Origin of the sequence: Ferranicluibacter rubi (genome assembly GCF_011603255.1) — a bacterium.
Lineage (GTDB): Bacteria > Pseudomonadota > Alphaproteobacteria > Rhizobiales > Rhizobiaceae > Ferranicluibacter > Ferranicluibacter rubi.
The window spans coordinates 36,280-57,974 of the sequence record NZ_JAANCM010000019.1 but is presented as its reverse complement, the minus strand read 5'-3'; the positions used below and the strand labels follow the sequence as shown (position 1 = coordinate 57,974).

General features: G+C 58.9%; 18 protein-coding genes, 2 pseudogenes and 1 other annotated feature. Of the genes and pseudogenes, 7 read left to right on the top strand and 13 right to left on the bottom strand.

Features of this window, described 5'->3' with window-relative positions; all coding sequences use genetic code 11:
* Positions 1 to 629: 629 nt before the first annotated feature.
* Complete coding sequence (locus tag G8E10_RS24105; RefSeq protein ID WP_167130972.1) at positions 630 to 1,037, bottom strand: DUF2000 family protein; 408 nt, start codon at positions 1,035 to 1,037, stop codon at positions 630 to 632.
* On the opposite strand from G8E10_RS24105, the gene G8E10_RS24100 reads away from it, so the two are divergent.
* A complete protein-coding gene (locus G8E10_RS24100) occupies positions 1,036 to 1,938 on the top strand; it encodes an AraC family transcriptional regulator (RefSeq protein ID WP_167130971.1) in 903 nt (300 codons plus the stop codon). The genes G8E10_RS24105 and G8E10_RS24100 overlap by 2 nt on opposite strands.
* Before the next feature lie 187 nt (positions 1,939 to 2,125).
* On the opposite strand, the pseudogene G8E10_RS24095 reads toward G8E10_RS24100, so the two are convergent.
* Positions 2,126 to 3,533: pseudogene (locus G8E10_RS24095) on the bottom strand (aldehyde dehydrogenase family protein).
* Between the two features lie 33 nt (positions 3,534 to 3,566).
* Entirely contained in the window at positions 3,567 to 4,145 is a 579-nt protein-coding gene (locus G8E10_RS24090) for a flavodoxin family protein (protein WP_167130970.1), read from the bottom strand.
* A 146-nt stretch (positions 4,146 to 4,291) separates the two neighbouring features.
* On the opposite strand from G8E10_RS24090, the gene G8E10_RS24085 reads away from it, so the two are divergent.
* Complete coding sequence (locus G8E10_RS24085; protein WP_167130969.1) at positions 4,292 to 5,200, top strand: LysR family transcriptional regulator; 909 nt, start codon at positions 4,292 to 4,294, stop codon at positions 5,198 to 5,200.
* A gap of 572 nt (positions 5,201 to 5,772) precedes the next feature.
* Here G8E10_RS24085 and G8E10_RS24080 read toward each other — a convergent pair.
* The 10 genes and pseudogenes from G8E10_RS24080 to G8E10_RS24035 all read right to left on the bottom strand — a co-directional run bounded on the left by G8E10_RS24080 (position 5,773) and on the right by G8E10_RS24035 (position 15,898).
* Entirely contained in the window at positions 5,773 to 5,955 is a 183-nt protein-coding gene (locus G8E10_RS24080; RefSeq protein WP_167130968.1) for a hypothetical protein, read from the bottom strand.
* An 87-nt stretch (positions 5,956 to 6,042) separates the two neighbouring features.
* Positions 6,043 to 6,414 (bottom strand): response regulator, encoded by a 372-nt coding sequence (locus tag G8E10_RS24075; protein WP_167130967.1) that lies wholly within the window; start codon positions 6,412 to 6,414, stop codon positions 6,043 to 6,045.
* Positions 6,415 to 6,437: 23 nt separating this feature from the next.
* Entirely contained in the window at positions 6,438 to 7,655 is a 1,218-nt protein-coding gene (locus G8E10_RS24070) for a PAS domain-containing sensor histidine kinase (RefSeq protein WP_343289873.1), read from the bottom strand.
* 262 nt (positions 7,656 to 7,917) lie between these two features.
* Positions 7,918 to 8,967 carry a c-type cytochrome gene (locus G8E10_RS24065; protein WP_167130965.1) on the bottom strand — a complete coding sequence of 350 codons (1,050 nt, stop codon included), beginning with the start codon at positions 8,965 to 8,967 and terminating at the stop codon, positions 7,918 to 7,920.
* Positions 8,961 to 9,623 carry a cytochrome c oxidase assembly protein gene (locus G8E10_RS24060; protein WP_167130964.1) on the bottom strand — a complete coding sequence of 221 codons (663 nt, stop codon included), beginning with the start codon at positions 9,621 to 9,623 and terminating at the stop codon, positions 8,961 to 8,963. Before G8E10_RS24060 ends, G8E10_RS24065 begins: the two co-directional genes overlap by 7 nt.
* Positions 9,620 to 9,997, bottom strand: coding sequence for a hypothetical protein (locus G8E10_RS24055; protein ID WP_062594334.1), 378 nt, complete (start codon positions 9,995 to 9,997; stop codon positions 9,620 to 9,622). The genes G8E10_RS24060 and G8E10_RS24055 overlap by 4 nt, the downstream gene beginning before the upstream one ends.
* Positions 9,998 to 10,001: 4 nt before the next feature.
* Positions 10,002 to 12,521, bottom strand: a complete 2,520-nt coding sequence (ctaD, locus tag G8E10_RS24050) for a cytochrome c oxidase subunit I (protein ID WP_167130963.1) — start codon at positions 12,519 to 12,521, stop codon at positions 10,002 to 10,004.
* Positions 12,518 to 13,402 carry a cytochrome c oxidase subunit II gene (gene coxB, locus G8E10_RS24045; protein WP_343289872.1) on the bottom strand — a complete coding sequence of 295 codons (885 nt, stop codon included), beginning with the start codon at positions 13,400 to 13,402 and terminating at the stop codon, positions 12,518 to 12,520. The genes ctaD and coxB overlap by 4 nt, the downstream gene beginning before the upstream one ends.
* Before the next feature lie 381 nt (positions 13,403 to 13,783).
* Complete coding sequence (locus tag G8E10_RS24040) at positions 13,784 to 14,362, bottom strand: cysteine hydrolase family protein (RefSeq protein WP_167130962.1); 579 nt, start codon at positions 14,360 to 14,362, stop codon at positions 13,784 to 13,786.
* 272 nt (positions 14,363 to 14,634) lie between these two features.
* Positions 14,635 to 15,898 (bottom strand): annotated as a pseudogene (locus tag G8E10_RS24035) (IS3 family transposase).
* Positions 15,465 to 15,614, bottom strand: a sequence feature (AL1L pseudoknot). (Overlaps the previous pseudogene by 150 nt.)
* A 601-nt stretch (positions 15,899 to 16,499) precedes the next feature.
* Between G8E10_RS24035 and G8E10_RS24030 the strand changes: the two are divergent.
* The 5 genes from G8E10_RS24030 to G8E10_RS24010 all read left to right on the top strand — a co-directional run bounded on the left by G8E10_RS24030 (position 16,500) and on the right by G8E10_RS24010 (position 21,676).
* Positions 16,500 to 17,414 (top strand): LysR family transcriptional regulator, encoded by a 915-nt coding sequence (locus G8E10_RS24030; protein ID WP_167130961.1) that lies wholly within the window; start codon positions 16,500 to 16,502, stop codon positions 17,412 to 17,414.
* A gap of 76 nt (positions 17,415 to 17,490) precedes the next feature.
* On the top strand, positions 17,491 to 18,627 hold the full coding sequence (locus G8E10_RS24025) for an ABC transporter substrate-binding protein (protein WP_281517787.1): 1,137 nt from the start codon (positions 17,491 to 17,493) through the stop codon (positions 18,625 to 18,627).
* 56 nt (positions 18,628 to 18,683) lie between these two features.
* Complete coding sequence (locus G8E10_RS24020) at positions 18,684 to 19,490, top strand: ATP-binding cassette domain-containing protein (RefSeq protein ID WP_167130960.1); 807 nt, start codon at positions 18,684 to 18,686, stop codon at positions 19,488 to 19,490.
* Between the two features lie 32 nt (positions 19,491 to 19,522).
* Positions 19,523 to 20,731, top strand: coding sequence for a sugar ABC transporter permease (locus G8E10_RS24015; RefSeq protein WP_167130959.1), 1,209 nt, complete (start codon positions 19,523 to 19,525; stop codon positions 20,729 to 20,731).
* A gap of 66 nt (positions 20,732 to 20,797) precedes the next feature.
* On the top strand, positions 20,798 to 21,676 hold the full coding sequence (locus G8E10_RS24010) for a sugar phosphate isomerase/epimerase family protein (RefSeq protein WP_167130958.1): 879 nt from the start codon (positions 20,798 to 20,800) through the stop codon (positions 21,674 to 21,676).
* Positions 21,677 to 21,695: the final 19 nt, after the last annotated feature.

Genomic DNA, 21,695 nt, shown 5'->3' with positions numbered 1-21,695 from the left:
CGGCTCTATTCGCTCCCACTGCGCATCGGAAAACCAAAAGAAATCAGACATGAAATCGCCTCCTTGCTCAGGCGATTGAATCACGTCGAAATGTGCAAGGAAACCAATTATTGGGTCCGGACCCTAGTTTGTGGACAAGAGATAAGCGCCTGGCGGCCGCAGCACAGAAAGTTGGTGCGGCGCTTCATCCAGATGCGCAAGCCTCTCATTAGAACCGCAACCCGGGACCACTCAGCAATATGAAGCTCTTGAAGGGTATCGAGCCATCGACCCTGCCTTTGTATATCTCTTGCAACCAGTGCCGTTGGTGCGCAGGGAAATCAGGTTTGCCGGGTTTGGAAGAACATGGGCTGGCTGCTCCCCCTTCTCTCCCATCTACGAATGCGGACACCTGACCAGTAGTCCGGAGTCGGCCTGAAACGGACGGATTTCTCGCTTCGGCAGACTTGCACTGCTCTGGCCTCGGCTCTGACCCGCCAACTCAACACTCACAAAACAGCACGCCTTTTTACAAAGACGTCCTGATACCGATGTTCAGGCCAGTTGTTAGAGGCTGCCATCGGCTGTCAACTCCCGCGGCGCTTCGGCGTTGAAAGCAACTCTGCCAACGCGGCATCATTCAGATGCGGTCACTGATGCATCCTGGCTCCCTTGACGATCTTGTCAACGATCCTCCTTTCGGCGCGCAGGGCGAGTCCCGCGAGTTTCGCAATATCTGGCGAGAACTGAGCAAACACAGCCCTGTTAGCAGCGTCGTGGCCAGTCCCAAACATTTCCTCCGTGTAGGCGGAGATTGTGACCTGACGCTCGACGGAGCGTCTATGCATTCCGCGTAATGTTTCCTGATCTGCGCTAAGCACCACCATTGGCTGGATGGTCATTGGATTGTAGACATGACCGTCCGCATCCCGGTATGGTTCGCCGATAATCTCCGGCGATTGGGCGACGAGGCCGCTCGTCAAGAAGGCGGTCACGTTCAGCTTCTGCCACATTGCAAGATCATCGCGAATTACGATCGCGATTTTGGTGTCAAACATGCAACGGAACTCCTTTTTGGGTGTGAACTTAAACGTAGACTTAGCGCCGGGTGGTCGGGGCGGTCTTGAACGTTCGTGCCAGGCCCGTCCGGCGGACGGGATCCGTGTTGCCGACCCTTCACATGGGGTGGAGCGCATCGAGGCTCGCTTTCATGGCAACGCCTTCTCACCGCATCGCCATGACACGTACGGGCTTGGACTAACGCTCCATGGCGTGCAGACTTTCCACTATCGTGGGGTCGAGCGCTTCAGCAATGCCGGCAACGTCATCGTGCTTCATCCCGACGAGTTGCATGACGGAGCTGCCGGCACTGAAGATGGCTTGATCTACCGCATGATCTATCTCCCGCCTGCCCTGATCAGCGCCGTCAACGGTGATCAAACAGGGCTGCCCTTTGTTCCTGATCCTGTGTTGGCCGATGAGGAGATACGGCAGGCGCTCAGAGATATCCTCTATGACCTGGACGAGCAGCCGTCTGACCTGATCATGGATGACGTGGTGATGCGGCTGGCTGCCGGTCTTTTCCGGCAGGCGGGTGCACTGGGAAAAAGGCTAACTCCTTCGGCACGGTCCGCTGTCCTGAGAGCTCGGGACCTCCTCGAAGACCGCTGCGCAGACCTCGTAAGCTCCAAGGCACTGGAGGCAGAAACAGGACTGGATCGATACGAGTTGGCGCGGCAGTTTCGACGGCTGATGGGTACGAGCCCCCACCGATACCTTGTAATGCGCCGCCTGGAGCGGGCAAAACGATCCCTGGCGGAAGGACAGGGGCTCGCGGCGGCGGCCGCTGATGCCGGCTTTGCTGATCAGGCACATTTTACGCGGCATTTCCGGAAAACCTTTGGCATTACGCCGGGGCACTGGCTTACAATACGCATTCCGAACACAGGAGAATGCTGATCCTATCCTGAGCACGGGACGCTAATAAGATACCGGTAAGCACCTTACAAGCTGCCAACGAATACCGCGACGGAAAGCCCGACGAATATTGTGTGCATGAGCGCCTTCCTAGAATGGCCATCGAGGGACCATCACGCCGGCCCTTAAGCCGACGTGTCGGTCAGAGGTGTTGTTCGGAGATCGGATATCACGGAGCTTGTGGACCTTCGATTGTGATCCATTGCAGCTCGGTAAACTCTTCGAACCCGATTGCGTCACCCGACCGGCCGTGGCCGCTGTCTTTAACCCCTCCAAAGGGTATCTGAGCCTCGTCATCAAGCGTTGCACCGTTGATATGTGACGTCCCGGCTGAATATCGCAGAGGACAGGCCGTAGTCGTTGTCGTTGGCGATCCGGATTGCCTCTTCCGCACCATCGACAATGACGACGGATGCCAAGGGTCCGAAGGATTCTTCCTGATAGACACGCATGGCGGGCGTGACGCCACTCAAGACCGTTGGGGCAAAACATGGGCCGTCGGCCTTGCCCCCCTCAAGCAACTGGGCACCGGAAGCAACGGCATCCTCGACCAGTTCCGCCAGACGTTTGACCGCGGGCGCGTTGATGACTGGACCAAGCACAGTCGCGCTGTTGCGGGGGTCACCATAGACGATGGTCTTCGCCACAGTGGCGAGGCGACGGCAGAAGTCGTCGGCAATGGACTTGTCGACGATGATGCGTTCAGTCGAAAGACATCCCTGTCCGGAGTTGGCAAATGAGCCAAATGCCGCAGCACTCACGGCACGATCCAGATCGGCATCGGCCAGAACGATGCACGGCGCCTTGCCGCCAAGTTCCAGCACGGCCCGCTTGAGATAGGTCCCGGCCTTTTCCGCGATGATGCGGCTGATCCGCGTCGATCCGGTAAAGTGGACGCGGCGCACGCTCGGATTGGCAATCAAGGCTTCCACGACCTGGCCCGCGTTTTCGGGAGCGTTGGTGATGAGGTCGACCACGCCAGCCGGGAAGCCGGCGTCGGCAAAGCATTCCGTCACGAGGCCGTGCGTCCGGGGTGTCTGCTCCGACGCCTTGATGACGACAGTATTGCCGAGAACGAGTGCGGCCGGCACTGACGCGCCGATGAGCAGTGCCGGAGCATTCCAGGGCACGATACTAACGACAACCCCTGCGGGCTTGCGGACGACAATCATCGTTCGCGACGGATTTTCGGATGGGATGACCTCACCGGTCAGACCCTGGTAGCTGCCGTCTGCAGCAAAACGAAGCTTTTCCGCCAGGACCTTGACGTTGTATTTCCCCCAGGCGGCGGGTCCTCCCATCTCTGTCGTGATGGCTTCGATGATGTCTGAGGCGCGCGCCTCAACGGCGTCGGCCGCAGCCAAAAGATATTGCCGTCGTTTGCCCGGAGGCAAAGAAGCCCAGCGACCGGAGGCATTCTGCGCTGCATCCACAGCACGCTCGATGTCGACGGCGTTTGCAGCCGACGCCCGCGTCGCGAAGCCCCCGGTGAAAGGGTTTAGAGATACGTAGGTCTTGCCACTTTCGAAAGGCACCCAGTGCCCGTCGATAAAGAGGTTCTGCACACCAATAGACATTGATCGATCCTTCGGTCATTGATCGTTTGGCGTTCAGGCTGTTTGAGCCGGCGCAAATCGGCTGGCGATTTCCGCTACGCGAACGCCGTAAAGCCGAGCGGTCTCAAGATCGCCTTGTGACATCTCGTTCGGGGCGGCATCTGCGTCGCACTGTGCCATCGGCCCGATGTATGAGCCCATTCTGTTCAGATCGTCACGTTTGGACGCCTTGACGTTGGCAGGCTTCATAGCAAGGCTAACCCAAACGCCACCGTGCTGGCCTGCCAGGAGGGCGAAATATTGCAGGGTGTTGAGCTTGTCGCCGTTGACGCTGGCGCTGTTGGTGAAGCCGCCGAATACCTTGTGCTTCCACTTTTCTTCGAACCACGGTTTTGAAGAGGTGTCGGCAAACTTCTTAAACTGCCAGCTAGGTCCGCCCATGTAGGTTGGCGAGCCGAAGATGATGGCATCCGCATCATCGAGAGCGTCCCACGCATCCTGCGAGATGTTGCCTTCGGCATCGATCGCGATCAGCAACGCGGAAGCGCCTTCGGCGACGACCTCTGCGAGCCGTTTCGTGTGGCCGTAGCCGGAGTGGTAGACGACGGCGGTCTTTAAGGTTGATTGGGTCATTGTATGTCCTTGGCGCTAGGGCGTTCCGCCTTATTGACGGTGCATAGTTCGTGCCCGTGCCAAACTACTGTTTTGCCAATCGATGATAAATTGGGCTATAAAGAACGCATTGTTCTTCCCAAACGGTCCAATCGGGTGTGTTAGAATTGCATAACCTTGAGCCACTCCTCATCTTCATCCGGGTTGCCGAGATGGGGAGCTTTACCCGCGCGGCGGATAGCCTGGGCATACAAAAGGGGCGCGCCTCCACCGCCGTTCGCAAGCTCGAGGAGGATGTCGGCGTTCGATTGCTGCACCGGACGACACGAAGTGTGCAAATCACGGAAGACGGACGGGCCTACCATGCGCGCGCCCGCGACATTCTTGCCAGCGTCGACGATCTACAATCGATGTTTGCGAAAGATCACGTTGCGCTTCGAGGTCGGCTTCGGGTCGATCTGCCGACAGAACTGGCGCGTACGACGATCATCCCTGCCCTGCCGGAATTCATGGCCGCCCATCCAGATCTGGAGCTGGAGATATCGAGCACGGATCGGCAGGTCGATCTTGTTCAGGAGGGCTTCGACTGCGTGCTCCGGATCGGGCCGATTGGGGACGAGACTCTGATCGCCCGTCGGCTCGGTCGGCTGCGCATGGTGAATGCGGCAAGCCCGATCTACATAGCTCGCTATGGCATCCCTCAAACTCTGGAAGACCTGCAACTACAGACGCACCATACGATTCACTACAGCAGGACACTCGGCGCCAAACCCTATGGCTGGGAGTATCCGGACGGTGACGGCGATTTTGCGACGCTTCCGCTTCCTGGTGCACTGCATGTCAATAGTGTGCAGACATACGAGGCTGCCGGTCTCGCAGGCATGGGACTGATCCAGGCAGCCTATTACGGGATACGCCAACATCTGGAAAGCGGAGCACTTGTTGAAGTCCTGCCGGATTTCCGCCCGGAGCCGTTGAACGTGTCGCTTGTGGTCGCGCATCGCCAAAACCTGTCACGCCGTGTGCGAGCATTCATGGGATGGATCGAACAGGTGCTCCGGCCCTATCTGGAATAGCCTCGTGGCCGCTCAGCGCCAACTGCGGTCAATTTTGTGGTCAACCGCCAAAGACCAGAAATGGCGGGCTCTCTTCCAATGACGCTGAAGCGTTTATCTCGTCATCGACGACGTAGTTTTCGGAGACGTCTTCAAAACCGGGCGGCGCTCTGGGAAAAGGGGAATATTGGAAAGATCCTCAATCAGATGTTGGGGGTGCCAGCCATAGCCGTTCCGAGGCCGGCGGCTGTTTTATCCACTAAGTCAAGAAATACGGCCTCGGCGATCTGCGTGTCCTGTGACGCGCAAAATGTGGTTTGGAATCCATTGCGGGAACAAACCAAGCGCCACACGTTTTTCCCGGGGGGAACATGCTGTGTCAAGCCGACCTGACGGAGATGGTGGACAAGGTGGTTTTTCGGCTTTCTCACCTTGGCCAACAAAATGGCAATCGAAAGTCTGGCCTGCTACCCGCTCCGGTGAGACCTGGACCACATTGTCGATGTCGACACTTACAGCGTGAATAGAGGTTTGCCTGATGTTCACAAAACCCTGCAGTTCAATCGAGCTGGTTAGTGCTCCTCGTCAGGTTGTTAAGGCGTCTGTGAATCTTGCTGCCTTGCTGCAAGCCTGAGTTCGCGGAGTCGCGCAGACTTGGCCCTGGTATCTTCGTGTTGCTGTTTCAGCATCAAATCAACAACTTTTTTAGTCTGAACAACATCTCCAAGTGCCGCTTGCCCCTTGGGTCTCCGCTTCTTCTTGCCATCGTCTGACATGATGCTCTCCTTACCGTTTCCAATCCAAAATTAGTGGAATTGTTACGGTTTCAAGCGGACAAAAACAGATCAGGTTTACCGAAAATACTAATGATATGACGGCGTCGCCAACGCCTTAAGCACTTCCATGATCGCCAACCGGGGGTAGGGCTTCGGGATGAAGCGGCCGCGCGGAGGCACATCGTTCTTTGAAGCGTGCAACTTTCCGGAAATGACCACCACGGCCATATCCGGATAGATTCCACGCGCACGACGTGCCAGCTCCAGACCGTCCATGGAACCCGGCATGTCGATGTCGGTGATCAGGACGTCGATATCGGTGTGCTGTTGCAGCAGGATCATTGCGGCATCAGCGTTCTGCGCCTCCAGCGCGCGGAATCCGCTGTCTTCCACGAGATCCACGATATCGACCAGGAGAATGATCTCGTCCTCGACGACGAGGACTTTTAACGGCTGCATGCTTTTCATCGGCCTTAAAGTCATCAAGAAGGATTAAGTTCGTCTGCGAGGCGCTCGATTGTCCCCGTCAGCACGTAACGAACACCTTGGGGATGATAATCGATATCACCCGCCCCGTTGAAATACCCCCCGACGATCCGGCCGGTCAGGCGCGAGCCGAACCCCTTGCGGCTTGGCGGCACTACCGGCGGACCACCGGCTTCCTGCCATTCGAGCCGGAACGTGTTGTCGGCACCCTCCTCCCACCTAACGGAAATCGTACCGTTCTCGTTGGACAGGGCACCGTACTTGACGGCGTTTGTGGCCAGCTCATGCATAGCAAGCGACAGGCCTAGCGCTTGTTGCGCCGAAACCTTCACATCGCGGCCATCAAGGCGGGTCCGGCCACTATGGTCCTGATGGGGCTTGAGGACCTGCTCGATGATCGAGCGGACATTAGCATCCCGGAATTCCGTGTCGGTCAGGATGTCCTGGGCCTTGGCCAAGGCACCGATCCGGTGCGTGATTGTTTCCTGTGCATCCTCGATGCTTGTTGCATGACGCATGCTTTGCGACACCACTGCCATAGTCATTGACAAAATATTCTTGATGCGGTGCGCCATCTCACGCTGCACAATGCGCCGCTGTCGCTCCAGCTGCATCGTATGTTCCAGCTGGCGTTGAGTATCTTCAATGATCGCTGCCGCAGCAGCCTGGCTGCGGACGTGAGACGTCGTTTCAGTGGTAATGTTGATCAGGCCTGCGATCCTGCCATGGTCGTCATGGACCGGTGTATAGGAAAACGTCCAGAAGGTTTCGACCTCCACGCCATCGCGCAGCATCATCAAACGGATGTCCTCGCCGCCTGTGCCGCGACCGGAAAGCGTTTCCGCAACCAGCGGCACTAGCTCCTGCCAAACGTCGCTCCAGATCGTCTGGAATGGCTGACCCAGCGCCCGTCCATGGCGTTCGGCGAGGAACGGTGCGTAGCCGTCGTTGTAGAGCATGATCAGGTCACGACCCCAGAACAGCGACATTGGCTGGCGGGACGTCAGCATCATGCGCAGCGCATTCTTTAAGGAAAGTGGCCACGTTGCCATCGGGCCTAGGGAGGTCGCCGCCCAGTCATGGTGGCGGATCGCATCACCCATCATGCCGCCTTCCGACAGAAGGCCATCCGGAGCGGGAAAATCGCTCAGGCTATTCCAGATATCGTCCGCGTTCATAAAGTCGTTAGCCCAGCGTTTTTCCCCATACTGCACAGGCAAGAAAAAATCTCAACATCACCATCATATCAATGTCTTGCTGCCAGCTACGGCACGGTCCTCTGGGAGACCCTGTTGACTCTAGGCTCAGTTGAATTCGGGACCTCACATCCGAGAATATTATAGCGCTGCGACCCACCTAAAAGAGCTGTCGCTGCGTTCCAATCAGACGCCTGAGCCTGCACAACAACGGAGCTAGAGGCGGCCTCACCGAATCAACAAGCTGAGACACACGATTTTCGGGCTGGAAGGAAAAGAATTATCGACTGGAGAAATAAGCAGCGAGTGCTTCGATGTCGCGCTCCTCAAGATTTTCGGCAGCCGGAATCATCAGGTCTGCATAGGCGCCCCCGCCGCGGGTTTTAGCGGCGAACAGGCGCAGCTGGCTTTCCAGATAGGGCGCGCTCTGTCCGGATAGCACGGGAAAGGCAGGGTTTCCGTCGGCCCTGTCGTGACAGGTGAGGCAGGCGGGGATGCGGCGGCCAGCGTCGCCCGCTTCGGCAAGACGGCGGCCATGATCGAGGAGGGCGGGTTCGCTTTGCGCAGGCGGCAGCGACTGGCGCGCCTGACCGGCGTAAAAGCGGGCGAGATCATGAAAGCTGTCGGGCTCCAGCCCGCTGATGGCCGCCTGCATCACGCCGCTTGGCCGCGTTCCGTCGGCATAGGCGCGCAGGCTCTCCAGCAGATAGGCCTCGGACTGGCCGGCAAGGCCGGGGATCAGGCCGTTTCCGTCGAGCCGCGTTTCCGCGTGGCAGCTGTCGCAGGCAAGAGCGGGTGGTCGGAGGGTGCCGTCCTGGATCGGGGTGGCCAGCCCGGATAGTCGCAGATAGGTCGGCCCGTCCATATCCGGCAGCTGCCGCAGGAAGGCGACCATTGCCCAGACCTCGTCCTCCCGATCGCGCGTCGGCCAATAGGGCATGCCGGTAAAGCGCACGCCATGCTGGACAATCTCGAACAGCTGGGCATCAGTCCAGGTCGGCACAACCTCTGCCAGGTCCGGCGGCGGCGGCAGCATAGCAAGAGCTGCTGCCGACCGCTTCTGCACAGGCGAACCATGGCAGAGCGCGCATCCGGTCTCGAAATGACCGGCCGCGAGCGGTAGCATGGCGGCATTGTTAAGAGGCGGGGTCTTGGTATCGAGTGCCGCCGTTCGCACCGAATTGCGCATGACCCAGTGCAAAAACCAGTCGGTTGCCGCCCAGTGCCCGCCGCTCGCGCCGACCGGAATGAGACCCAGCCACGCAACCATCAGGCCGAGAACAGGCAAGGCGACCAAGGCTGCCAGGAGATGACGCCAGCGGATCAGCATTGCGCGTCCTCCGGCTTCAAAGGCCCCTCGTCACGCAGGATACTGGAAAGGAGCGCCACGCCGCCGATGAGATAGGACGCCGCACCAACGGCCAGCATGACCACACCACCCAGTTGCTGGTCGGTTCCGCCAGTCAAGGGAATGCCGAAGCAGGTCACGTCGCCGTCCCCATAGAGCGGGCGTGGGCTTAGCGCAAGCAGAACGCCGAGCAGGGTCATGTGCATGGAGGTGAACAAAAGCCCGATCGCACCGGCAAGCCGCCGCCCCGTCCTTCCATCTGCCGCGCCGCCGAGACAGGTGAGCCAGAGAAGAAGGCCGCCGGCGAGAAAGGTCGCCTGCTCGAAAAGACCGAGAAAGGGTTCGGCTTCCACCGCGCCGCGCATGGCCGGCACATGCCAGATCCAGACGATGACGAGTTCGATCAGCGAGGCGAGCAGCGGTCCGAGCCACGGCAGGTGCCGCGTGAGATCGGCACGGCTTCCCGAAAGCGCTGTGGCTACAAGTGGCGCGGCAATAGCAACGATGGCCATGTGGACAACCATATGGGCCGTGAAGGACCGCTCGCCCCAACTCAGCGTGATGGCCACGAGAATGGCGAGAAGCACACCGATCCCGGCGGCCAGCGATGCATTTTTCCGTGTCCCCTCTCGGCTCATGACTGGCAGGCTCCGATGAAGAGGAGCGGGACCGAGACGTAGAGAACGGCGACGAAGGAGAGACCCGCGAGCAGAAGGGTGGCAAAGCCCTGAAACTTCCGGCGGTCCTCGTCGGTCGGCGCATCATGCGGCGGATCGTCGGTGCCAAAGCCCCATTGCCGCCAGGCGAGCCAGGCGGAAAGCACGATGACGCCTAGCGCGACGACGGTCACGCCACCGAGCGCCAGCCGCACGGTATCGAAAGAAAGGGCAAGCGCACCCTGCTTGGCGCAAAAGACCGCGAAGGCGACATAACAAATCAGGAAATGCAGTGCCCAGACGGTCGGCGCCGTGAATAGCGTCCAGAAGGTCTCGATCTCGCGCAGCCATTTCATCGGGTCACCTCAACAGCGGAAACAGGCCGATTACGGCAAAGGACGTGACGGCGGTTATGACCATGAAATGCCAGTAGAGCACGACATTGACGAGATCCATGTCGTAACGTGCCGTCATACGGCCCGACAGGCTGCGCGCCAGGCAATATAGCTGCATGATCACCGCGACCGCGCCATGGACGACGGTCCAGATGGCGACGACCCAGACAATGGCAGGATAGACGAACAGCGTCGGGTCCATCGAATATAGGTAAGGACCGGCAAGGCCCGCACCGCAGCCGGCGACGGTGAGAACTGTGGAGAGGACAAGCACGCCCTGCGTCGCGCGAATGCGGTTCGCCTTGTTGAGCGAGCGTGCAGCCAGCATGAGAAGCCAGGCGAGAACGAAGAGCACCAGCGCCGCCATCGGCCAGAAGGCGCCGGGCCCGGCATGTCCGCCGGTGAAATCCTCGTGGATCGTCCAGTAGAAGAAATAGCCGAAGATGAGGCTGGCATAGGCCGTGCCGTCGCCAACCATGGTGATGAACATCGCCCACCAGCCAACGGAGTCCGGACCCGACGCATAGACGGGCAGTTTCAGTCCAAGGCCGACATCGTAATCCTGCGTTTCGGGAATGATCGCGGTTCCCGTCCACAGCCAGGTGAGAATGGCCCCGAGCGTAACGATGGCGCAGGCAATCGTGATCCACCACCAGTGGAAGGTAAGCGCGATGAACACGCCGCCGAGTGCGGCGGCCGCGACCATCGTCACGATCGAGGTGCCGCCGACGCGCAGGCACTGGACAGGCCGCGCGTCGAGGACGGTGGTGACCAGCGTCTCGCGTTCCCCCATCGGGCTGTCCGGCAGATAGTAGCGGCCGGCCTTCATATTGGCGATCAGGTCCGGCTGGTCCCAGGCGGGATAGCGGCTGGTGATGATCGGTACCGATCGCACGCCCCATTTTTCTTCCGGCTCAGAGATGAATTCCAGCGTGCCGGCGTTCCACGGATTCTGTTCGCAGCGCGGCTGTTTCCTTTTCGGACGCACGACGTCGATCACCACCACACCGACGCCGAATGCAAAGACGAAGGCGCCGATGGTGGAGATCATGTTGAACCAGTCCCAGCCGATACCAGCCGGATAGGTAAAGACGCGGCGCGGCATGCCGCGCAGGCCGGAGAAGTGCATGGGAAAGAACGCAACGTTAAAGCCGACGAACATCAGCCAGAAGGCGACCTTGCCGAAACGGTCGGACAACTTTTTTCCGTCGAGCAGAGGATAGTAGTAATAGATGCCGGCAACGACTGGAAAGAGCATGCCGCCGATCAGCACGTAATGCAGGTGGGCGACGATGAAATAGGTGTCGTGCGCCTGCCAGTCGAAGGGCACGAGCGCGACCATGACGCCGGTGAGGCCCCCGATCACGAAGATGGCGAGCCCGCCGGCGCCGAACAGCATCGGCACGGAGAAGATCACCCGGCCGGCCAGCATGGTGGCGATGAACACGAAGATCTGCACGCCGGTCGGGATCGCCACGGCTTCCGATGCCGCCGAGAAGAAGGCGAGCGACATCTGCGGCAGGCCGGTCGCAAACATATGATGCACCCAGAGCCCAAAGCTCAGGAACCCGGTGCCGACGGCGGCGAGCACGATCCAAGAATAGCCGACGATGGGGCGCTGCGAGAAGGTCGGCACCACCATGGCCATGATCGCGATGGCCGGCAGGAAGATGATGTAGACCTCCGGATGGCCGAAGATCCAGAACAGGTGCTGCCAGAGCAGCGGGTCGCCACCGCGTGCCGCGTCGAAGAACGGCCAGTCGAACATCCGCTCCATCTCGAACAGGATATCGCCTGCAATCAGCGGCGGGAAGGCGAAGAGGATCATGCCGGCGACGATCAGCAGGTACCAGGCAAAGAGCGGCATCATGTTGATACGCATGCCGGGCGCGCGGCATTTCATGATGCCGACGATGAGTTCGACCGCCGCCGCGATGGAGGCGACTTCGATGAAGGAGAGGCCGAGCAGCCAGATATCCGCGCCAATGCCGGAATATTCCTTGTCGGTGGCGAGCGGCGGATACATGAACCAGCCCGTATTGGGCGCGGCATTGAAGAAGATCGACCCGCAGACGAACACGCCGCCGATGGCAAAGCTCCAGAAGCCGAAGGCTGACAGGCGCGGAAAGGGAAGCTCCCGCGTGCCCAGCATGGACGGCAGAAGATAAACCGCAATGGCCTCGAAGATCGGCACCGCGAACAGGAACATCATGATCGTTCCGTGCAGTGTGAAGGCTTGGTTGAAGAGATCCGCGGAGATGAAGCTGTTGTCGGGAACCGCGAGTTGCACGCGCACCATCAGGCCGAGCAGGCCTGCAAACAGCATGAAGATGAAAGCGGCGGCCCCGTACCAAAGGCCGATTTCCGTATTGTTGACCGATGTCCAGTAACGCCAGCCTGACGGTGTCGTCCAGACCTTGCGCAGCCGCTCCTCCTGGCCCGCGCGCTCCTCGTCGGTAAAGGTCGGCAGATCAGTCGCGCTCATTTTAGCCCTCCGAGCCAGGCGGAGATCGCCTCGATATCGCCGTCCGGCAGCATGCCAAAGGCCGGCATCTTCACGCCGGGCTTGATGGAGGCGGGGTCGCGGATGAAACGGATCATGGAGTCCGGCGTGTTCGAAAGCGTGCCAGCGGCCAGCGTCTGGCGTTCGCCGACGGCCGTCAGATCCGGGCCAATGCGTCCAATGGCAGGCGTACCGGCAATAGCGTGGCAGGCCGCGCAGCCATGCCGGAAGAACAACTCTTGCCCGGACGTCTTTTGCGGAGCAACCGGTGCCTGCGTCCGTGCCGCCCGCCAAGCCAAGTAGTCCGCCTCCTCCATCACCACGACGGAAAAGGCCATCAGCGCATGCGACGTTCCGCAGAATTCCGCGCAAGGGCCACGGTAAATGCCAGCTTTCGTCGGCTCCAGCGATAGAGTGTTATCGCGGCCGGGAATCATATCCATCTTGCCGCCGAGGGCGGGAATCCAGAAGGAGTGGATGACATCGGCAGCCTTCAGGCGAAAGGTCGTCCGGCGTCCGACAGGCAAGTGCAGCTCGTTGGCAGTCTCGAAGGCAGGTTTACCGGCCTGATCGAGATAGAGGATACGCCACCAGAACTGCTCGCCGGTCACCTCGATCTCAGCCGTCCCGTCCATGGCGCCCGGCAGCCAGGGTCGCACTTGCGGCATCAGCCAGACGGCATAGGACAGCAGAAGAAACAGGACGATCACCGGAAAGGCGACCCCACCCCATACGATCAGTCGGCTCGCTCCACGCACGGACATGGGTTTTGGGCGGGTACGGCCGGCATAGGCGAGAACACCGATGGTCAGTGCCCAGATGATGGCGCCGCCGATCACCATGACGATGAAGAGGTGGTGCACGGCGCTCGCTTCTACCCCGGCCGGATCGAGTGCAGATTGCGGGCCAGAGCAACCCGCGAGGGCCAAGGTCGCGAAAACGATCGTCGGCACAGGACGACCGAAAATCCGGGTCGGGGCTCTGATCCGTCCTGAAATCGCCGTATCACTCCTGTCCTAAGTGCGACAATCTGCGCGATATGTCGCGTTCCCAAACAAAGACAAGTGGCAGAGCGCGAGGAAACGATCCCACCGGGTATTGCAACGAGCTCGAGCAGATCATTGCACGGTGACGGCCGCAGGCTGGGACGGCCTGATGACGGGCACCCGCTGGCATCGGCGCCAAGATCAATGGAGATCCGTGACCACCCTCCTTTGATCGCCCTCAGATGAGGCCAACGATGTTCATATCCTATTGAGAAAGTCCTCTGTCGACAGAATTTCCAACTGCACTGAGAACCGATCGCCTAACAATTCGAGCGAGGCATCATGGGTATCATCGGCGCCACTGCAGACGGCGTCCTTCAGGAGAATGACGCGATAGCCGAGGTCAATAGCTCCGAGAGCTGCAGCCAGAACACATACGTCCGTCTCCCCGCCTGAGATCGCGAGTGTCTTTACGCCCTCCCCCGCCAGGACGTGGTGAAGCTTGCCGGTGGTCCATGGGGAATAGGTCATCTTGTCAAAGATCCGGGCCGGCGGGACCAAGACGTTCAGCGACGGAACGAGGTCGACCATGTCCGGTCCTAGCTGGTCCATGGTCATGGTGTCCCATTTCTCGTAGTAGCTCCGCCACATGCCGGGCATAGCCTCTGCCCGCTGGGGCGGCACGAACCGCGTGAACACCGTGCGCTGCGGATGACGTAGCGCAATTTCCTGGACCTGAGGCGAAACGTCTCGCATCCATGGGACATGCCAAGGCGTGTCTTCTGCGAACATACGCTGCATATCGATGCACAAGTGGATCCAGTGACTTTCTTTCATCGTCTCCTCCGTCTGATACGAACCGACATCACAGACAGCGGTTCCCCGTGGGCCGAGGCTTTTCACACCACCATTTCGTCGATCGGTGCACGGGCCGGCGCGTTTGTGCGGTTGCCCAATACGTCTTGCAAATACGTTGCCGTGCGGGCTGGGCAACCGCCCTCCCTTCAAGGAAATCATCAACGTCGTGGGTTACCCCACAAGCTTCTTCGTCGAACGAAGATGTGTACCTGTGAACCGCCCCGGCTTTACCGGAGACCGTTTGGTTTAACTTACGCGGCCATGGCTAGTGCGTCCAGCATGGCATAGTATCGTTCTTCAGCCTCGGCAGGCGATTATTTCCGATGGGCTCCAGAAGGCGGCGGTTGTTGAACCAGTCGACCCATTCGAGCGTGGCGAACTCCACGGCTTCAAAGCTACGCCACGGTCCCCCGCGATGGATGACCTCGGCCTTAAAAAGACCGTTGATCGTCTCGGCGAGAGCAGTCGTAACTGTCGCCAACGCTTCCGACAGACGGCTCGATGCCCGCCTCCGCCAGCCGTTCGGAATAGCGAATGGACACATATTGCGAGCCGCGGTCGGAATGATAAACCAGCCCGCCGCGTTTGACAGGCCGCCGCTCATGAAGCGCCTGGTCGAGGGCATCGAGCACAAGGCCGGTATGAGCCGTCCGGCTTGCCCGCCAACCGACGATACGGCGGGCGAAGGCATCAATGACAAAGGCCACGTAAACGAAGCCTTGCCAGGTCGCGACATAGGTGAACTCGGATAACCACAGCATGTTCGGCGCGGGAGCCTTGAAGTGGCGATTGATGCGGTTGAGCGGACACGGAGCAGACTTGTCCGATATAGTGGTTTTGATCGGCTTGCCACGAATGATGCCTTGAAGACCCATCATTCTCATGAGCCTTGCGACGGTGCGAGCCGTGCGACGTCGAAGCCTTCTCGCTGCAACTGTCGCCACACTTTCCGCACGCCATAGACCTGGAAGTTCTCGTTGAACACCCGGCGTATCTCGACTTTCATAGCAATATCATTCCGTTCGCGGGCTGATAGGCGACCCACGTCCGTGCGCTTGGCGACGACTTCATAATAGGTGGACGGGCAATCGGCAGCAGCCTGCAGATCGGCCCCCGAGCACCGAGCGGTGTTCGTCGATGAAGGAAATCATCGCTTCAGTGGGCGGTCGAGCTCCCCTTGCCCGACAAGGGAATGCTTGCATTCGCTGAAAGGGCCTGGGCAAAATACGCCGAGGCTTTGCGTAGAATCTCATTCGCCTGACGAAGCTCCCGGTTCTCCCGTTCCAGAGCCTTCATCTTCTCGGCCACGTCACTCGACAAACCTGCACGCTTGCCGCTGTCGACCTCGGCCTTCTTCACCCATTCATGGAGGGTATGCGCCGAGCAACCGATCTTGGCCGCTATCGATGATACTGCCGCCCAGCGGGAGAGAAGTTCGGCTTCATGCTCCGTCACTATCTGAACAGCACGGGCACGAACTTCAGGAGAAAATTTGTTCGTCGTTTTGCTTGTGATAGACCCTACTTCTCACGAGTTAAGGTCTCCGGTAAAGCCGGGGCGGTTCAGCTGTTAATTGAGTTTCCGCTAAAGCTCGATATTTGGTATCAACGCGCTCTCAAATAAATGCGCACACTCGCAGATCGCCTGCATTCACTTGGTGAACCTTGAATAGACAAAAAGACCCTTTTTATTGTAGTCTTTTCTTAAATCATCGAGGCTGCACATGAGTACAGGTCTTCCGCAACAATCCTCCGCTCGACCAGATCGCAGGCTGTACAATTACCGCATCGATGTCTACCACCAAGGGGTCAACCTCGGAACGACTATCTTAGAACTCGACGATCTCAAGCTTCTACTCGACGTAAGGGGGTATTTGCGGACGACAAACATCGAGAGTTGGCTGGGGGCAATCTTCAGCAGCGTCGAGCCTCTCGAGTTCACACTCGTCAATAAAAGCACAGTCACGTTCATTGTAACAATAACGCTCGAGCTATCGACATCTAGCACGCTTCTAACGCACTGATTTGCACCGATCAGACCTTTGGCTCCTCTCGATCTGTGATACCTCTACAAATCAAAGATCAGCTTGAACAAACCGCCTTATCCGGAAGAGAAAATGGACCGCTGGACCGAGTTTCACGTCTTTGTCAAGATCGCTGAGGAGCGGAGTATGACGAAGGCAGCGAGCACGCTGGGCCTTTCAGTTTCCGGCATCAGCCGACACTTGGTGAACCTCGAGACACGTCTAGGTGCTAGACTTGTACAAAGATCGACGCGTCAGCTCAGTCTGACGAGCGAAGGCGAAGCACTTTTTGCAGACGCGCGAGATCTTCTTGCAACATGGGACGCGGCCGAGGCGAACGTCACGGCACGCTCGCATGCCCCCACAGGTCGGCTTCGGATTGGAGCATCCCTATCTTTTTCCCTGCTTCATCTTATGCCCGTGGTTGCGCAGTTTCGTCGAATCTACCCCACCCTCTCGATCGAAATAATCTCTTCGAACCGCTACTACGATATCATCGAGAATGGGTTGGACCTGGCAATACGCACCCGCCGTGTCGAAGCGGACAGCTCAATCACTATACGGCGGTTGGGTGAGACACGTCGCCTGCTGGCAGCTTCCGCTGACTATCTAAGCCGAAAAGGCATTCCTGAACATCCAAACGACCTCATGGCGCACGACCTTATCTTATACACTTTGGCCGACAACTGGAATGAATTCAAGTTCAGTCGCGGCCAGGAATCAGTCTCCGTGAAGGTCGACGGTGCGATCCTTGCCAACGACGGTCAGTTGATCTGTCAGGCCGCTCGCGACAGCTTAGGTATCCTTGCTCAGCCGACCTACATAATTCAAGAAGACTTGAACGCAGGCCGCCTCATCAGAGTTCTCGATGACTGGGATCTTCCGCGTCTCACCATGAACATCGCTTATCCGAGCAAGTCTTTCATGCCCGTTCGAACGAGGCTTTTTATCGACTTCCTCGTTGAACGTTTCCGTCTAAACGATTTTGAACGCCATTGGACCGTTTAGCCGTGTTTTGCATTTTTTGCAAAAATGTTTCCCAAAATGGCCTGTTAATCTCAGATTTTGTAAATGTTAAAGGGAGTTGCTCAGCCACAGCCGGTGGCATGCACACGCCTTAAGTTTCATCTGGGAGGATATCATAATGAAGGGCCTAATCACCGCACTACTGGTCACGACCGCTTCTTTCGCTGGTCTCGCTGGCACCGTCCAGGCACAGACCATGGAAAAGGTATTTTTCCTACTTCCGAACACGACGACGATCCGGTTTGAAAGCCGCGATGCTCCGTTCTTTGTTGAAGCCATGAAGGGCATGCGTCCGAATACTGAGATCGTGGTCCAGAACGCGCAGGGCGACCCACAGCAGCAGCAGCGGCAGATCGAAGACGCCATCTCGCAGGGTGCAAAATTGATCCTGTTGACCTCTGCCGACGCCAATCTCATCGCTGGCGGTCTCGCGGCCGCTCAAGCCGCCAATGTGCCGGTCGTTCTCTACGACCACGATGCTGTCGGCGGCAAAGCCGAGGCTCACGTGGTTTTCGACTCGCTTGCTGTCGGTCAGGCGCAGGGCAAGCGGGCGGCGGAGCTTATCAACACGATGGCCAAGTCACCGGTAAAGGTCGCTCGGATAAAGGGCAATCAGGGCGAATATGGCACTGGGCAGTATGAAAAGGGCCAGAACGAATTCATCCAGCCTTTGATCGACGCAGGAAAGGTCACGGTCGTCTGCGAACAGTACACACAGAACTGGGACCCGACGCTTGCTCAGTCATTCGCGGAAGACTGCCTGACCAAGAATGGCGGCGATGTCGACGTGTTCGTTGGCATGAACGACGGCACGACCGGTGGCTCGGTGGCCGCTCTGATCAGCCAAGGCTTTAAACCCGGCGATAAGGTTGTCACCGGCGGTCAGGATGCGACCGTGGAGGCGCTCCGTTATGTTGCGCAAGGCTGGCAGGACAACTCGGTGCTGAAGGACCTCAAGGTCGAAGCGACCGAAGCCGCCAAGGTCGTTTCGTCGATCCTCGACGGCAAGGGGGTTCCCAAGAATCTCGTCAACGGCACGGTCAACAACGAGTTTGCCGATGTGCCTGCAATCCTGCTGCCGGTGGAGAATATCACCAAGGACAATCTCGGCGATGTGGTGAAGAAGGGTGTCTGGAGCTGGAAGGAAATCTGCCAGGGCATCGAAAGCACCGAGGTCTGCAAGACCAACATGTGAACGACTGGGCGGGGGGCTCAGCCGCCCGCCCTTCTCACTTCTGGGAGGACTACCTGATGACAGCACTGGCAGCAGAGAGACCGGCAACGGCTTACAACAGCGCCACCCCTATTATTTCGCTTCGCAACATCCAGAAGCATTTCGGATCCTTGCACGCTCTACGCGGCGCTTCCGTTGACGTATACCCTGGTGAGATCGTCGCTCTGGTCGGGGACAACGGTGCGGGTAAATCAACGCTCGTGAAGGTCATGGCTGGTGTTCACGCTTCAGACTCCGGCGACTACCTCTTCGAGGGAAAGCCTGTTCGGGTCAAAAAGCCTACGGACGCAACGGCGTTGGGAATCCAGACGGTCTACCAGGATCTCTCGCTTTGCAGCAATCTCGATGCCGTGCAGAACCTTTTCCTTGGACGCGAACGAACGGGTTCGTGGTGGGGTGGCGGACGCATCCGTCGCGCCGAATGCGAGGTCCGCGCGCGTGAGATCCTCACGCGGATGCGACTCGGCAACCTGTCTCTGACGCGGCCGGTCGGCGCCATGTCTGGAGGTCAGCGTCAGAACATCGCAATTGCACGATCAATCCTGGAAACGCCAAAGGTCGTCATCCTCGACGAGCCGACCGCGGCACTCAGCCATTCAGCGGCTGAAGGCGTCTCGACCCTCGTCAGGATGCTGGCCGATCAAGGCCTCGGCATTGTTATCGTCAGCCACGACATCCATCATTTCGTTGTGAACGCGACTGACCGGATAGAAGTCATGCGCCTTGGAACCAACGTGGCGAGCTTCAAGTCGAAAGACGTGACAGGCGAGCAGGTCGTCAACGCCATGGTCGGCGGCAACGAAGGCGTCAATCTTGCGGGTTGACCGCAAACCCTAGAATCTTTGAGGAATATCCAATGGCCAACACCATGACGGTTGATGCGCCTGCGCAACGTCCCCGCCGCAGCTTCGGCGAACTGCTCTCCAGCGACCTTCGGGCACTGCCGATCGTCATCGGTCTTGTCGCACTCGGGATCTTTTTCGCCTCCCAAAGCGATGTGTTCCTGACCTCCCGGAACCTTTCAAACCTTCTGGTGCAAAGCACCGTCGTCGGGATCATGGCTCTCGGCCTGATGTTCGTTCTCCTAGTGAAAGAGATCGACCTCTCGATAGCCGCCATCAACGGTGTCACATCCGTTCTTATGGCGAAACTTATCGTGGAGTTCGGTTTTTCCCCTTGGGTCGCAGTTCCCACGGCTGTTCTCATCGGTGCAGCTATTGGGAGCTGTTCGGCGCGATGGGTGACATTCGTTGGCGTACCCTCGTTCGTCGTAACCCTAGGCCTCGGCCTCGCGCTTAACGGACTGCAACTTATCCTCCTGCCGTCGACGGCCCGCTACGGCTTGCAGCAGACTGGCATTGAGAAGATCGCTCTCACAAGCATCAGCGGCGTGTGGGCTTGGCTATCCCTCGCTCTGGTTCTTCTGGTCTACGCCGCAGTCGTATTGTCCGACGAGGCACGACGGAAGAAGGTCGGACTACAATCGCCATTCATGCAGACTGTCGCGACACCAATTGCTGCGGCTGCAGTGTTCGGCGTGATCGTCGTGGCAATCCTGACCGCACACCAGGGTATCCCACTTGTGGTACTGATTTTCGCCGTCCTCTTGGGGATCGGCGGCTACATCCTCAAGAGCACGCAGTTCGGTCTTTACCTCTACGCTGTCGGCAACAATGAGGAAGCGGCGCGACGCGCCGGCATCAAGGTAGCGAGCATCAAGATGGCCGCCTTCGCGATCGCCGGAGGGGTTGCCGCTCTCGCCGGTGTGATCGCGGCATCGCGGACGCTCGGCGTGGGCGTGTTCTCGGGTGGCGGCGTGGGTGGTGGAACTCTGCTGTTGGAGTCCATCGCGGCTGCCGTCATCGGCGGCGTCAGCCTCTTCGGAGGTCGCGGCTCGATCCACGCAGCGCTGCTTGGCGCGCTGGTTATCGGGACGGTCAGCAACGGACTTAATCTGCTGGGTGTCGAAAACGAAGTCCGCCTTATCGTCACCGGCCTCCTTTTGGTTCTGGCCGTTTCCATCGACAAACTCATCGAGCGGGCGACCGGACACCAAAGCTTCTAAAATGGTTCCTGCTCCTCGGGGCTAGGATCCAATCCAAAAGAATGCCGCATTAGAAAGATTGCAGACATGCGAATAGAAGACATCGAACTTTGCGCGACGTACTGGACGGTCAGTGGAGCTGTTCACCCCGGCTCGCCAACTGAGATCAGTCCGTTTTCCTTGAAAGAACGCGCCGAGGTCTGCGGTCGTATCGGCTGGCGGGGCATGGGGTTTGTTCTCGACGATATGAATGCATCGGTCACCCGCTACGGGCTGCCGACCGTCCGTCAGATCTTTTCGGACAACGGCATTCGCCACGTTGAACTCGAATTCCTCGTCGACTGGCATCTCGGCGGCGAGCGGCGTCTTGCATCCGATACGATGTACGACCGCCTTTTGGAGCTCGGGGCCGAAATCGGCATCAAGAAGATCAAGATAGGCGGCGGCATCTTCGAAGAAGGCGAGCCGGATCTTCCTGCTATGCGGAGCGCCCTGCATTCGATCTGCGAACGCGCGGCGCCACTCGGCATCGATATCGTCATCGAGTTTCTTCCATTCGCCAGCATCAACAACATTAAACGCGGTTTGGCGCTCTTCGAAGGACTCGGCACGACGAACGGGGGGCTTCTGGTCGATACCTGGCATATCGAGCGCGGCGGCATGACAGCCGACGATATCCGTCAAATACCTACGGATTTTCTCCGCGCAGTCGAGCTGGATGATGCGGGTCCCGAAATTCTCGGCTCTTTTTTCAACGACTCGACACACTACCGACGTCTCTGCGGCGAAGGCTCGATCGACATCCCATCTCAGGTCCAAGCCGTCCTGGACGTTGGATACCGGGGCTATTGGGGGGTCGAGGTCATTTCGGCCTATCACCGCCACCTCCCCCTTGAGCTTGCCGCACAGCGGGCGTTCGACACGACGATGCAGCAGTTTCGCGCCGTCACCTTGCCGAGCGACTGACCGAACTCAAACGGGGCGG